Raw genomic sequence first — 13154 nt, forward strand, 5'->3', positions numbered from 1 at the left:
CGGCGAAGTGATCTTCGCATGCAGGGCGCGGACAGGCGACGGCTAGACATGCTAGGTTTTTTCCTAGAGGTCCTAGGAAAGGGGTCCGCATGGTGCGAGCAGGGCTGACCGTGGCCAGGCTGACGGACGCGGCCGCGGTGATGGCGGACGAAGCCGGACTGGAGAAGGTCACCGTCTCCGCCCTCGCGCGGCACTTCGGCGTCAAGGACGCCAGCCTGTACTCGCACGTGAAGAACCTGCGGGAGCTGCGCGTGCGGATCGCCCTGCTGGGGTCCGCGGAGATGACCGAGCGCATCGCCGCCGCCGTCGCGGGCCGGGCCGGCAAGGACGCGCTCGTCGCCTTCGCCGACGCCTACCGGGCCTACGCGCTCGCGCACCCCGGCCGGTACGCCGCGACGCAGATGCAGCTCGCGCCGGAAGAGGTCGCGGACTCCACCGGGTTCCGGCGCAGCGTCGAGCTGACCTACGGCATGCTGCGCGGCTACGGCCTGACCGAGCCGGACCTGACCGACGCCGGCCGGCTGCTGCGCAGCACCTTCCACGGCTACATCCACCTGGAGCTCAGCGGCGGCTTCGGCCACTCCCGCCCCGTGCAGGAGTCCTGGTCGCGCGGGCTGGAGGCCCTTCACGTGCTCCTGGAGCAGTGGCCTTCTTCGGAGCTTTCAGAAACGAACGGGGAGTAAGAGATGAACGACAAACCCAACCCCACCACCACCGGAACGCTCGCCGTGCCCGGCGCGACCCTGTACTACGAGACGCGCGGCAGCGGCCCGCTCCTGCTGCTCATCTCCGGCGGCGCGGGAGACGCGGGCATGTACGCGGGCATGTTCCCGGCGCTGGCCGCCGAGTACACCGTGGTGACCTACGACCCGCGCGCCCTCTCCCGCAGCACCCTCGACGGCCCGCTCACCGACCAGCAGGTCCAGGTCTGGAGCGACGACGCGCGGCGCCTGCTCGACCACCTCGCGCCCGGCGAGGAAGAGGTCGCCGTGATGGGCTGCAGCTCCGGCGCCATCGTCGCGCTCGACCTGCTGGCCCGCCGCCCCGAACGGCTGCGCCGCGTGGTCGTGCACGAGCCGCCGCTCGTGGAGCTCCTCCCGGATCCCGCCCCGTACCGGGCGCTCTTCGCCGAGGTCCGCGACACCTACCGGGCGGAGGGCCTCGGCCCGGCGATGGCCCGGTTCAGCGAAGGGATCGGGGAGCCGGTGACGGCGGAGGAGGCGGAGCAGGCGACCGAACTACCGCCCGAGGTCCAGGAGATGGCGCCCCGGATGCACGCCAACTTCCCCGTCTTCCTGGAGCACATGCTGTGCCCCTTCTCCTCGTCCGTCCCGGACCTGGAGGCGCTGCGCCCGGTCGCGCACAAGCTGGTCCCGGCGGCGGGGCGGCTGTCGCGCACCCAGGAGCCCTTCTACGGGCCGGCCGCCCGGCTTGCGGAACTCTTCGGCATTCCGCTGGTGGAGTTCCCCGGCGGGCACCTCGGAGGCGTGGACCACGCGGAGGAGTTCGGCGAGCAGCTGCTCAAGGCGCTCGCCTGAGACCTCGGGACTCCGAAACCCGGCGACCCCGAGATCCCGAAACCCGGCGACCGGGCGGCCGCTGCTCCAGGCGGCCTCGGCCCGGCCGTCGGGCCTCCGCCCGTCCGGCCTCCGGCTGGGGCGCCGTGCGGTTGGGCCGCCGTCTGCTCCGGCCGTCCCGCTACGGCTGTGCGCCCCCGTCCGGGGCCTCCGCGGGCCCGAGGAACCACCGGCATGCCACGTCGGCGACCTCCTCCAGCGTCCCCGGTTCCTCGAAGAGGTGGGTGGCCGCCGGTACGACATGTACCTGGTGGGGTGTCTTCAGCTGCGTGGCGGCCGCGCGGTTCATCTGCAGCACGTCGTAGTCCCGGCCGCCCACGATCAGCAGGACGGGCGCCCGGACCCGGCCGAGCGCGTCGTCGGCGAGGTCGGGGCGCCCGCCGCGCGAGACGACCGACCGCACGCGATCGGGTCGCTCTGCGGCCGCGGTGAGCGCCGCCGCCGCGCCCGTACTGGCCCCGAACAGATGTACTTCCAGGTCGGCGGTTCTCGGGTCCTGGCCGAGCCAGTCGATCGCCGCGGCCAGGCGCCCGCTCAGCAGGGCGATGTCGAAGCGATGCTGGGCCGTGACCGCGTCCACCCGCTCCTCCTGTTCGCTCAGGAGGTCCATCAGCAACGTGGCCAGGCCGGCCTCCTGCAGCGTCGCGGCGACGGCCCGGTTGCGCGGGCTCATCCGGGAACTGCCGCTGCCGTGGGCGAACAGCACCACCGCCCGGGCGGACCCGGGCACGGCGAGGTCGCCGACGAGCGCCGGCCCGTCGGTGGGAATCAGAACCTCCTCGGAGATCACCGGCACCCTTCTCCTCTCGCCTCGTATCGCTGGAGCCACCTTCCCCCGGGCGCGGCGTCCGGCCGGCCCGCCACGCCGGTGCTCGAACTCCTGCTGGCCCGGAGATGCGGCCCGGGGTGGCACGGAGGAACGACACGGAGAAACGGCCCGGAGGAACGACACGGCAGGGTGACCACCCCGCCCGTTTCCCCTGACCAGTCGGCTCGTTGGGCTGAACGAGTGAGTGCGCCGGCCGGGTCTCTGCCCGGCCCGTGGCGGCAACTCCCGTCCAGGGCAACCGACAAGGGGAAGGGACCCCGTGATCCAGGTATCCGTCGAGGATGTGGAAATCGCCCCAGGGCACGTCTTCGAGTGGTCAGTGGTCTCTTCGAAAATGGTCGGCTCCGCCGGGTCGCCCCGGCCGGGCGCGGCCACGACGTACAACCAGGCGAAACATTTCGCCGTCGCGCAGGACGCGCACAGAGCGAACGACACCGTCTGCGCCTACGTCGCCGGGACCTTCGACCTCCCCGGGCCCGTCGACCGCGACGCGCTCGGCTCCGCCATGCTGTACTTCGTGCGGCGCCACGAGGTGCTGCGCTGCAGCTTCCAGCAGCTCGTCGGCGAGGTGTCCTGCGACGTCCTCGGGCCGGACGACGTGGAGCTCAAGGAGCACGACATGGGGTTCGTCGCCTCCGCCGACGGCGTACGGGAGCATCTGCACCGTACGTTCCAGGAGGTCGACCCGCTGTCCTGGCCGCTGATCCGCATGGGCGCCGTGGTCAGGGAGGACTCCGCCACGGTCTGGTTCGCCTGCGACCACCTCGTGACCGACGGCCTGTCCACGCCGATCGCCGTGCACGACATCGCCGCGGCCTACGAGGCGTTCTCGAACGGCCGCACCCCTGCTCTCCCGGAGACCGGCAGCTACGTCGACTTCAGCCGCGAGCAGCGCCGCCGGAACGTCTCCCTGGACGCCGACGACACCCGGCTGGACCACTGGAAGACGTTCATGGCGGGCGGCGACAGCTTCTTCCCGCGGTTCCCCCTGGACCTCGGTGCGGAGCCGGGCCGGATGTACCCCGCGGTGAACGAGACCGAGAAGCTGCTCGCGCCCGACGAGATCGAGAAGCTGGAGGCCACGTGCCGCGCCGTCGGCGGCAGGCTCTTCATGGGGCTCCTGGCCGCCGTCGGCGTGTCCCTCAGGAAGGAGGGCGGCCCGGACGTCTACCGGGGCATCATGCCGGTCAGCGAACGCGGCCGGGGCCCCTACGCGCACACCATGGGCTGGTTCATCAACACCATGCCCATCGCCTTCTCCGTCGCCGAGGGCCAGGACTTCGCGACCGTCATGGCGAACGTGCGCACCGCGTCCGCCGAGATGCAGCGGCACGTCGACGTTCCGTTCGTGAAGGCGTGGCAGCTGCTGGCCCCGGTGGAGTACACGAAGATCCGCTACTGGCCGTACGCCGTGAACTTCTTCTCCTACCTCGACTTCCGGCGGTCGCCCGGAGCCCGGCACCACGTGCCCCGGCAGGCCAGGAAGCACGTGTGGCTGTCGCGCACCAACGGCTTCTGCTTCTGGCTCCACCGCACCGACACCGGCCTGTACGTGAACTCGATCTACGTCGGCACGCCGGAGGCCCGGCGCACGGTGTCCGGTCTCCGGCGGACCCTCACCCGCACGCTGGAGAACATGACCGGCTCGGGGGAGTTCTGAGCTGCAGGGGTCGAAGACGCAAAGGGCGCGGAAGGTGCTGAAGTTGTCGAAGGGGCAGAGCGGCATGCAGAGTACCCGGTTCCCGCGCCGCCGCCGAGGCGCTCTGGTCACCGTGCTCCTGATGCTGTCGTCCGCCGTCACCGCGGCCGCCGCAGCACCGGGAGCCGGGGCCGGCGCGCCGGAGCGCCCTGTCGTCGCGACCGGCCACGGGCTCGTACGGGGCAGGGCGCACGACGGCTTCGCCACGTACGAGGGCATCCCCTTCGCGGCGCCTCCCACGGGCGGGCTGCGCTGGCGGCCCCCGCAACCCGCTCGCCCCTGGCGCGGCGTGCGGGAGGCGGGGGAGCCCGGACCCCAGTGCCTGCAGCCGCCGGTGTTCGGCGGTGGAGCCCCCACAGGCTCGGAGGACTGCCTGCACCTCAACGTCACCGCACCCACGGGCCCCGGACCCGCCCGTGGGCGGCCCGTCATGGTGTGGCTGCACGGCGGCGGGTTCACCTACGGTACGGGCAGCACCCACCACGCCGAGCGGCTGGCGGTACGGGGCGGTGCCGTCGTCGTCACCGTCAACTACCGGCTCGGAACGCTCGGGTTCTTCGGCCACCCGGAGCTGAAGGACGCTCCTCCGTTCGGCCTGGCCGACCAGCAGGCGGCCCTGCGCTGGGTCCGGGCCAACGCGGCCCGCTTCGGCGGGGACCCGGGCAACGTGACCCTCTTCGGGGTGTCGGCCGGCGGGCTCAGCACCTGCGCCCAGCTGGTCTCGCCGACCGCCACCGGCCTCTTCGACAAGGCCGTCCTGCAGAGCGGCTCCTGCATGACCGCGTACCCGCCCGGCGCCCTCATCCCGAGCCTCCCCGCCTACCGGCCCTTCGTCTCCCAGCGCAGCCTCCGCGACGAGGGCGCGGCCGCAGCCGCCCGTCTCGGCTGCCCGCAGGGCGGTGCGGGTGCGCTGGACTGCCTGCGTGGCCTGAGCGCCGCCACACTCGTCACGCCCGAGCTGAACGCGGTCTTCAACAGACCCGCGTACGGCAACCCCCTCCTGCCCACGGAACCGGCGCGCGCCCTGGAGGCCGGTCGCTTCCACCGCGTGCCGGTGATGCAGGGCGCCAACCGCGACGAGATGCGCATGTTCCTCGGCTTCACCCTCGGCCAGTACCCCCTTCGCGGCGCCCGGGACTACCGGGCCCGCCTGCGGAACTCCTTCGGCGGCGCGGCCGGGGCCGTCGAAGCGGAATACCCGCTCTCCGCGTACCCCACGCCCGCCCTGGCCTGGGCCGCGGTGACCACCGACCACGCATGGGCCTGCACCACACTGCGCGCCGACAAGGCCCTCGCCAGGCACGTCCCCGCGTACGCCTACGAGTTCGCCGACCGGACCGCCCCCGTCCTTGAGGGCCTGCCCGACGTACCCGGTTTCCCTTACGGCGCCGCGCACGGCTTCGAGCTCCCCTACCTCTTCGTCTCCCCCCTCACGAAACAACCCCTCACCGACCGCCAGCGCGCCTTGGCGAACCGGATGACCGACTACTGGACACGCTTCGCACACACCGGCAACCCGAACCACCCCGGCGCTCCCGGCTGGCCCGCGTTCCACAGCCAGGCCCCACTCGCCCAGTCCCTGGCACCGGGCCGACACGGCGTGGAGCCCTTCGCTGTGGGCCCGGCACACCACTGCCCCTTCTGGGACCGTCACCACGGCTGAGGCTGACGAGGGTGACAGCTGTCAGATGACCGGTCGGTCTCTGTCGGTATCTCGCCCCGGCCAGACTGCTGTTCTGGCCTGCAACGGTGTAAGCCCTACGTTCACCAGCCAGCCGTAGGGTCGCCTCACACCGGGCAAGTGGTGCACGGCGTAGGTACCGGCTTCCCGGCGCAGAGCGCGCAGGAGGCCCCGAGGATCGCTGCGAGCACGTTCGGCGAGGGCTGCCGATGAACTCACATCGCTCTGCTCAAGAAGAAAGAGCATGGTGGGATGGTTGAGATCCGGGTGGATCTCGGCGAGGAGCGCGAGGGCGCGGAAGCGGTCGATGATCACGGAGGACGTGCTGAGGTAGGAAGCGAGCGCGCTTCGCTGGGCTTCCGTGACGGTGCGTTTGACAAGGTCGTCGGCGACGCTGATGCCGGCCTCCTCCAGGAGGGATTTGTGCGTGCTGAAGGCGGGCAGGTCCAGGAATTTGGTGGGCGGACGCTTGATGAGGCGTTGGAAGTCCTCGTTCGGGCGAAGCGCCCGGAAGAACGGGTCGGCCCATGCCTCGTCCCGGTCGTCCTTGGTAGCCAGTGCGAACCGCAGGTCATCGATGGCATTGCTGGTGGCGTCGGTGTGATTTCGTTCCATCAGCAGCAGGCATTCCAGACATGCCTGGTTGTAGGCCAGGAGCGGCGAGGGCGGAACCTTGGCGTGCGGGTGCAGCCAGGCTTCGGGCAAGGGGCCATGTCTGGTCACGTCGACGGTGTGTCGCAGGTTTTCGGCGATGGGCAGCATGCGCCTGGCGACCCACTCCAGCTGTTTGCCGTAGGCTTCGCGGTTCTCGCACAGATCAACGAGTTGATCAGCTCGTTCCTGCGCCTTGGTCAGGGCAGCAGTGTCCGTGCGGTTGCTCTCCACGTAGTGGTTCAGCCAGAAAGCCGTCATCTTGTAGAGGGCACGCATATGCAGTGGCTCCCAGCCCTTCTCCGTACCGATGGCGGGCAGGCGCCGGTATTGCAGCTCCACCGTCTCTGCGATCTTTTGGTGCCGACCGGACTGATCGGGGGGTAGACCTTTGAGGAGTGCCCATACATATTCGAAACGCGCCAGGACGTTTCCGGGATCCTCGTCCACAGCACGCGCCAGCAGCGCGGTCCGTTCAGCAGGGTCATCGATGAGGGACTTGCTGCATGCGATGACCTGCTGCGTGACGCTCTTCCAGTTCTCGGCCCCGCACAGTCCGGCGCGCAGTTCCGGGTGCACTTGGCTCAAGTGAAGCAGGATGAACGACGCCGCGCCGGTCAGCAACTGGGCATGGGCGCGGTCTGTGACAAGTGATGTCTCGAATTCCGAGTCCCCGGGCTCGAGAGGCGGGAGCGCGAGATCCAGACGGCTGAAGATGACGCTCTCGGCATGCCGGCTGTTACGCGTCAGGGCAACGGTCACCCGGTTGTCGTCCATGATGGTCACTCGCGCGCGCCATGTCAGGTCCGGTCTGAAGACGGAGAAGACGCGGGCAAGAGCGCCGGCGAGGGGACCACTGGGCAGGGCGCTCAGGTCCGCGCTGGTGAGTCTGCTCAGAGGAGTCAGCGCCGGGATGGCGAGCAGATCGCGCGGCGACTCCATACCGAGGCTTTGCAGCCTCGCCAGTACGTAGTCCGTGGCTGCTTCGTCCGACCCCGAGCCGCCTGCTTGTGCATGGATCTGCAGACGCCGGTTCTGACCCACCGCGGCGGAGGTGATCAGCAGGCCGAACGCCACCAGCCCGCCGTACAGCACCACGATCTGCCGGTGAAGGGTCGTCTGCCACCACCACAGCAAGGCGGTCAGCGCGCCGGTAGTGCAGAGGGCGAGCAGCAGCCACCTCCACTGCCGGCCCAGACGGGTGATGCCGTACTGCTGGGTGTGGCGTCGACCGGCCGTCACGAGGAGCGCAGCAACGGCCAGCAGGACCAGCCCCATGACCGCCGCTGCTGCTGTCACCAGGTGCCCTTGCGCGCTGAAGGGCCTGAACATCGCGTACACGGGGAACAGGAACGCCCCGCCTGCCAGCAGGCCGATGCCGAGTGCCAGCGTCGTCCGCTGCTGCCGTTTGGGCCAGCTGACGGCGTCCGCTCTCACCATGAGCCCCGAGCACAGGCTGCTGATGGCCAGCAGCACCGCCAGCGTCAGCACAGCCGGCATGAGCAGTCTGACGACCACCGGGTTGACCCAGTCGGAGTAGAAGGCCTCCCATTTGGCCCATGCCCCGGAGATGCCCCTCTCCCGCAGCGCCTGTGCTTCGCTGCGGCCTTGCGCTGCCGCGACGCTGCCTGCATTCAGTTCCAGAGCGAGGGCGAAGGACTTCTGGGCTCTGGCCGGTTCACCGGCACGTAATTCTTCGCGGCCACGAGTGACCGCCTCGTCGGCCCGGGCCCGCCGCGCGGAGAGCTGCTTGAGGCCTTCGACCGCGCACGTGTCCGTACCGGCGGCTGCCGCCATGACGTAGAGCTTTTCGGCTTCCTTCAGCTGGCCTGCGCCGAGATGAGCAGCAGCCGTGCGACAGGCCACATCGGGAGGGGGCGGCGCTGCAGTGGCCCTCTCGGGCGTAACCAGGACGAGCAGTGCCATGCCTGCAGGCACTGCCATTCGCGCAGCCCAGCGCCAGGGTGTATTCCCCATTCCGGTCCCACACCTCGATAGTGGCTCTCGTTCCTGAACGTAGAAGAATGTCGGCGCACGCGCATCGCGAGAATGGCCGCCGGTCTCCTGCCGCGGCATACGTCGGCTCGTTCTCGGCGAGATGTTTGCACTGGGCCGTGTGGCTGCCTCTTTTTCTTCCGTCAGGCAGCTAGGTTCATATGCAGGGCAGTGGCCAGGCTCCTCGGGAGGGTGCGGCAGCAGCTGACCGCGGTCGGCGGCGCAGGCCTGCCGGAACCGCGCAGCTCGCACGTCCTCACGCCCAGGCCCCTTTCGTGAACCGTTGTGAGCCCTCGTGGGCCCGCCCCGACACCCGGTTTTGTCCCCGGCCGCGAGGAGGAAGGCCGTGATCGTCGACTGTGCCCACTACCGTGACGGCCGGCGGCAGCACGAGGGCGCGATGCCGCTGGAGCAGGCGGCCGCGCGGTGCGCGCAGGGCGGGTTCGTCTGGCTGGGCATGTTCGAGCCGGGGCCTGCGGAGCTGGCCAGGGTGCGCGAGTGCTTCGGGCTGCACGAGCTCGCCGTCGAGGACGCCCGGGCGTTTCACCTGCGGCCGAAGGCCGAGCAGTACGAGGACGGCACCGAACTCATCATCCTGCGCACGGCGCGCTACGACGACGAGCGCGAGGAGGTCGACACCGGCGAGATCAGCATCTTCCTCGCCGAACACTTCGTGATCACGGTGCGGCAGGGCATCGCCAGTGAGCTGAGCGGGGCCCGCAGCCGGCTGGAACGCCGCCCCGAACTGCTCCGGGCAGGAAGCGTCTCCACGCTGTGGGCGATCCTCGACCAGGTCGTGGACGGCTACGCGCCCGTCGTCGCGGAACTGGAGCGCGACATCGAGCAGATCGAGGCCACCGTCTTCTCGGGCGCGGTCGCTCCGACCGAGCGGATCTACTCCCTGCGCCGCGAAGCCACCGACTTCTACCGCGCGGTGCACCCGCTGCTCGCCGTGGTGACCCGCCGCCTGCAGCCGGGCAAGGCGCCGGCCGGGCTCCTGCCGTACTTCCGCGACGTGCACGACCACCTGCTGCTCGTCAACGAGGAGGTCGCCGCCCAGCGAGACCTGCTGGCCACCGTCCTCGAGGCCAACATCGCGGTGATCTCCGTGGAACAGAACAAGATCAACCTGCGGCAGAGCGCCACGATGGAGCGGCTGACGATCCTGGCGTCGGTGTTCCTCCCGCTGTCGTTCGTGGTCGGCTTCTTCGGGCAGAACTTCGACTGGCTCGTCACGCACATCAGCAGCTTCACGGCCTTCCTCGTCCTCACCGTCGGCGGACTGCTGCTGCCTTGCGTGCTGCTGTACGTCTGGCTGCGCCGGCGCCGCAGTCACCCCGCCCCGCCGGTCCCGGAGGTGAGGGACGCCCACCCGCGTGCGGGGGCGCGGTGAACCGGCCGCGTCCCCGCACGCGGGTGGGCCTGGTCTCAGCCGACCCCGACCGTCAGCGGAGCGAGCCGTGCCTCCAGCCAGTCCGGCAGCTCCAGCAGCCGGACGCCTTCCTGCTCGTCGGGGTCCGTCCGCGCGACGAGGCACACCATGTCTTCGTCACTGCTGTTCACCGGCATGTGCGGGGTGTCGGCGGGGATGTGGAAGTAGTCGCCCGCGTGAAGCACCACGTGCCCGGCCAGACCCTCGCCGTGCCACACCTCGACCTGACCCGACTGGATGAAGATGGCCGATTCGTGGCCCTCGTGCAGGTGCGGGCGCCCCCGGGTGCCGGCGGGCATCACCAGCCGGTGAAGACAAAGCGCCTTCGCGCCTGCCGACTGGGCGCTGATCCCCGCTCCGAACAAGCCGCCCTGAATACCTTCGTACTGCCCGGTGCGGACCACCGTGCACTGCTTGTGATCTTCCATGCGCGCAGTACAACAAGTCTGCCCGCAGACTGCGATCAGTTCGAGCCAGGCGGCGGGTGGCCGGAGAGGCCGGAGAGGCCGGAGAGGCCGGAGAGGCCGGAGGAAGTCGGAGGAAGGAGGGCGATTGTCAGTGGGTGCGGCCATAGTCGGCGTATGACCGTAGCCAATGCTCACGACAGCACCGTCGGACGCTTCGCCATGAGCGAGGCGGCGTGTGTCACCGCGGTGGCCGGTGCCGATGAGGCCGATGTGATCCGCTGCTTCGGAGGCGACCCCGCTGAGGCCCGGGCCTGTACGTTCGCCGACCTCAGGGGCGTGGAAACCGGCAGCGGCCTGCAGTACATCTTCGTGTCGCGGAGCGGATCGACCGTGGTGGTCTGGGAGGACAACGGGTTCGAGGGAACCAGGGAGGAGGTGCTCCGGCCGTTGTCCGGGCTGGGCCGCGCGGCCAGTGCCTTCTGGAACGTCAATGCGCATTCGAGCCTGAGCCTCGCCGAGGACGGGCTGGTCCAGTCCTCGCTCGACATGCTGTTCCCCGATGACCGCGGCGGTGCCCGCCCGGAGGCGTGGGATCGCTATCTGCACGGCCTCGACTTCGACCCCCCGGCCGGTTCCACCTGGGCAGTCGGTATGACCGCCGTGGCCCGGGCGACGGGCGCGCGGCTGGACACCGCATGGGAGACGGGGCCTCAGCAGATCGTGCCGATCCGGCCGGTGAAGGAAGCGGTCCTGCACCAGTGCGACGAGGGCTCGTCTCTCCTCGCCGAGCCGCCCTTCGACCACTACATGGCCGATCTCGGCCCGCACCACCTGCCGCACATGCGGCAGTACGCCTTCCAGCTCGCTCTGCAGCACACCGGCCTCGACGAGGACCCGCTTGCTCTCTCCGCACTCGCGGGCGGGGACGGAACCGAATCCGGCCGTGAGGAGCTTCGTACCCGGCTTGCCGCAGCGCAGTCGGCGGACCGTGAGCAGGCGTTCGCGCTGATGCGCGACGAGCCGGACGATCTCGACGAGGACGAGCCGATACCTGCGTGGACCCTCCCGTCCCATGTCTTCCACATCCGGTCCGCCATGTGGTGGGCGCTGGAAGAGCGGCTGGCCGCCGAAGACCGGGAGCCGGACGATTCCCTATGCCGCCCCGGCCCCGAGAGCCTGCTGACGTATGCCATGCGGGGGCCCGGCAGCAGTGCGGAGCGCTACTGGTTGCTGACGTCCTTGATGAGGGCGGCCGCGCGAGGGTAGGGCTGCTGCCGGGCCCCGCTGGTGTCACAGGCCGGTGCCGGTGCTGCTGCTGCCGCCGTTGCCGTTACCGGGCTCGGCCGCCGCAGGCTGCTCGCGCGGGGCCGCGCCGCGGCGGGCGGCTACGACGTCGAAGAGGCTCCAGCCGTCCATCTCTTCGACCGGAGGGTCGTCGGGACGCCATCCCCGGCTCAGCGCCTCGTCCAGCAGCGCCCTGACGGTCCCCGGCTCGTTGAGGTTCAGCGTCCTGCCGTCGGTGGTGCCGACCACCCCGGACGGCATGTAGCGGCCGTCCGGGACGAGTTTGCCGGGGCCTGTTGTGAAGGAGACGCGGAGAGGGCCGCTCGCTTTGAACAGGCGGATGACGAGGGTTTCGCAGCAGTCCTCGTACCGGCCGCCGCCCAGCACGTGGTGGGTGTGGCCGATCGACCACATACACGTCGCCCCGCCGACCACGAGACGCCGTGCGGTCTTCCCCTTGCGAGCCATCCGCAGATGGTAGCCGCGCTTGCGCGTTCGAGCCTGTTCGGTTCCGGTCGGGTATCAACCTGAGAATGAGCTGTGACAGTCATCAGGCAGGATGACCTCCCGTGATCGACTATCAGCACCAGCAGCAGCACCCGTACCAGCACCACCCGAACCAGCAGCAGCACCCGCTCCCCTACGCGTACCCGCCTCAATACCCGAACCCGAACGCGAACCCGACCCCGCAGCCCGTGGTCCCCGAGGCGATCGGGGACGAGCGCCGCATGCTCGCCGCGGCGGTCGACGGCACCATCACGGTCGTCGGCGGTCTCGGCCTCGCCCTGCAGCTCGCGGACGACAAGAGCGTCGGTGTCTTCTGGGCCTACGTGGCCGGGTGCGTGTTCGGGATTTCCTTCGTCCACCACGTGCTGGGGGCCGTGGTGTTCCGGACGACGGTGGGCAAGTTCCTGCTGGTGTCCCGTGTGGTGCGCGACGCTGACGCCGGGCGGCCGCGCTTCTGGCAGGCCGTGGGCCGCTGGCTCCTCGGCCTGACCTGGCTCCCGATGCAGCCGGTGCGGAGCCTGATCGGCGCGGAGGGCGACCCGTACGAGGACGCCTGCGGCCTGCGCTACGTACGCAGCAGGGACCTGCGCTGATCAAGGCCCCGGGCACCGCCCGGGACCGGGCGGCGACGGTCAGTCGTCCTGGTCGTCGTGGTCGTCGTGGTCATCGCGATCACCGCGGTCGTTGTCGGGCGCGTCGACGGTGTTGGCCGTGACCTTGCCGGATGCGGCGTCGACGGTGACGTCGTGCTCGGTGCCCTTGGCGTCGACGATCTCGACGTCCCAGGCGGTGCGGCCGTGGTCGTCGTCGAGCTCGGCGGAGACGACGGTGCCGGAGACGCTCTTGAGCGCGGCGTCGGCGGCCTGCTTGACGTCGACCTTCGCGCTCTTGACGAGCGCGCGGTGCTCGCGCTCGTCCGCCCCGATGGAGGACACGGCCGGAGTGTCGCCGCCGTCCTCCGCGAGGGAAGCGGCGGTCGCGGCGCCCGCGCCGCCGAGGAGGGCGGTTGCGGCCAGCACAGCGGCGAGCATGCGGCGGCGGCCGGTCAGTACGCGCTTGAGCTGCGGCTTCATAAGGGCAGTCCCTTCGTCT

12 protein-coding genes are annotated in these 13154 nt (G+C 70.4%); 7 read left to right on the plus strand and 5 right to left on the minus strand.

Features of this window, described 5'->3' with window-relative positions; translation table 11 throughout:
• Positions 1-89 precede the first annotated feature (89 nt).
• Positions 90-683 carry a TetR/AcrR family transcriptional regulator gene (locus ACFPP6_RS01645; protein WP_382036178.1) on the plus strand — a complete coding sequence of 198 codons (594 nt, stop codon included), beginning with the start codon at positions 90-92 and terminating at the stop codon, positions 681-683.
• Between the two features lie 3 nt (positions 684-686).
• A complete protein-coding gene (locus ACFPP6_RS01650; protein ID WP_382036181.1) occupies positions 687-1538 on the plus strand; it encodes an alpha/beta fold hydrolase in 852 nt (283 codons plus the stop codon).
• A 160-nt stretch (positions 1539-1698) separates the two neighbouring features.
• Here the strand turns inward: ACFPP6_RS01650 and ACFPP6_RS01655 are convergent, their stop codons facing one another.
• Entirely contained in the window at positions 1699-2367 is a 669-nt protein-coding gene (locus ACFPP6_RS01655; RefSeq protein WP_382036184.1) for a dienelactone hydrolase family protein, read from the minus strand.
• Between the two features lie 298 nt (positions 2368-2665).
• Between ACFPP6_RS01655 and ACFPP6_RS01660 the strand changes: the two genes are divergently transcribed.
• Both ACFPP6_RS01660 and ACFPP6_RS01665 read left to right on the plus strand, forming a co-directional pair.
• Positions 2666-4066 (plus strand): condensation domain-containing protein, encoded by a 1401-nt coding sequence (locus ACFPP6_RS01660; RefSeq protein ID WP_382036186.1) that lies wholly within the window; start codon positions 2666-2668, stop codon positions 4064-4066.
• A gap of 64 nt (positions 4067-4130) precedes the next feature.
• Positions 4131-5768: a carboxylesterase/lipase family protein gene (locus tag ACFPP6_RS01665; protein ID WP_382036188.1), complete on the plus strand. Its 1638-nt coding sequence runs from the start codon at positions 4131-4133 to the stop codon at positions 5766-5768.
• A gap of 21 nt (positions 5769-5789) precedes the next feature.
• Here ACFPP6_RS01665 and ACFPP6_RS01670 read toward each other — a convergent pair whose 3' ends face one another.
• The gene (locus tag ACFPP6_RS01670) at positions 5790-8363 is read right to left on the minus strand and encodes a DUF4332 domain-containing protein (protein WP_382036191.1); all 2574 of its coding nucleotides are present in this window, start codon (positions 8361-8363) and stop codon (positions 5790-5792) included.
• 415 nt (positions 8364-8778) lie between these two features.
• Here ACFPP6_RS01670 and ACFPP6_RS01675 point away from each other — a divergent pair, with 415 nt between their 5' ends.
• Positions 8779-9825, plus strand: a complete 1047-nt coding sequence (locus tag ACFPP6_RS01675; RefSeq protein WP_382036194.1) for a magnesium and cobalt transport protein CorA — start codon at positions 8779-8781, stop codon at positions 9823-9825.
• Positions 9826-9860: 35 nt separating this feature from the next.
• On the opposite strand, the gene ACFPP6_RS01680 is transcribed toward ACFPP6_RS01675, so the two are convergent.
• Positions 9861-10292 (minus strand): cupin domain-containing protein, encoded by a 432-nt coding sequence (locus tag ACFPP6_RS01680; protein WP_382036197.1) that lies wholly within the window; start codon positions 10290-10292, stop codon positions 9861-9863.
• 198 nt (positions 10293-10490) lie between these two features.
• Between ACFPP6_RS01680 and ACFPP6_RS01685 the strand changes: the two genes are divergently transcribed.
• On the plus strand, positions 10491-11537 hold the full coding sequence (locus ACFPP6_RS01685; protein WP_382036200.1) for a DUF6461 domain-containing protein: 1047 nt from the start codon (positions 10491-10493) through the stop codon (positions 11535-11537).
• A gap of 24 nt (positions 11538-11561) precedes the next feature.
• Here ACFPP6_RS01685 and ACFPP6_RS01690 read toward each other — a convergent pair whose 3' ends face one another.
• Complete coding sequence (locus ACFPP6_RS01690) at positions 11562-12023, minus strand: hypothetical protein (RefSeq protein WP_382036202.1); 462 nt, start codon at positions 12021-12023, stop codon at positions 11562-11564.
• A 101-nt stretch (positions 12024-12124) separates the two neighbouring features.
• Here ACFPP6_RS01690 and ACFPP6_RS01695 point away from each other — a divergent pair, with 101 nt between their 5' ends.
• Entirely contained in the window at positions 12125-12655 is a 531-nt protein-coding gene (locus ACFPP6_RS01695) for an RDD family protein (RefSeq protein WP_382036205.1), read from the plus strand.
• Between the two features lie 39 nt (positions 12656-12694).
• On the opposite strand, the gene ACFPP6_RS01700 is transcribed toward ACFPP6_RS01695, so the two are convergent.
• On the minus strand, positions 12695-13135 hold the full coding sequence (locus tag ACFPP6_RS01700; protein WP_382036208.1) for a PepSY domain-containing protein: 441 nt from the start codon (positions 13133-13135) through the stop codon (positions 12695-12697).
• Positions 13136-13154 lie beyond the last annotated feature (19 nt).

The sequence above is a fragment of the Streptomyces aureoversilis genome (assembly GCF_042657885.1).
GTDB classification, from domain to species: Bacteria; Actinomycetota; Actinomycetes; order Streptomycetales; family Streptomycetaceae; genus Streptomyces; species Streptomyces aureoversilis.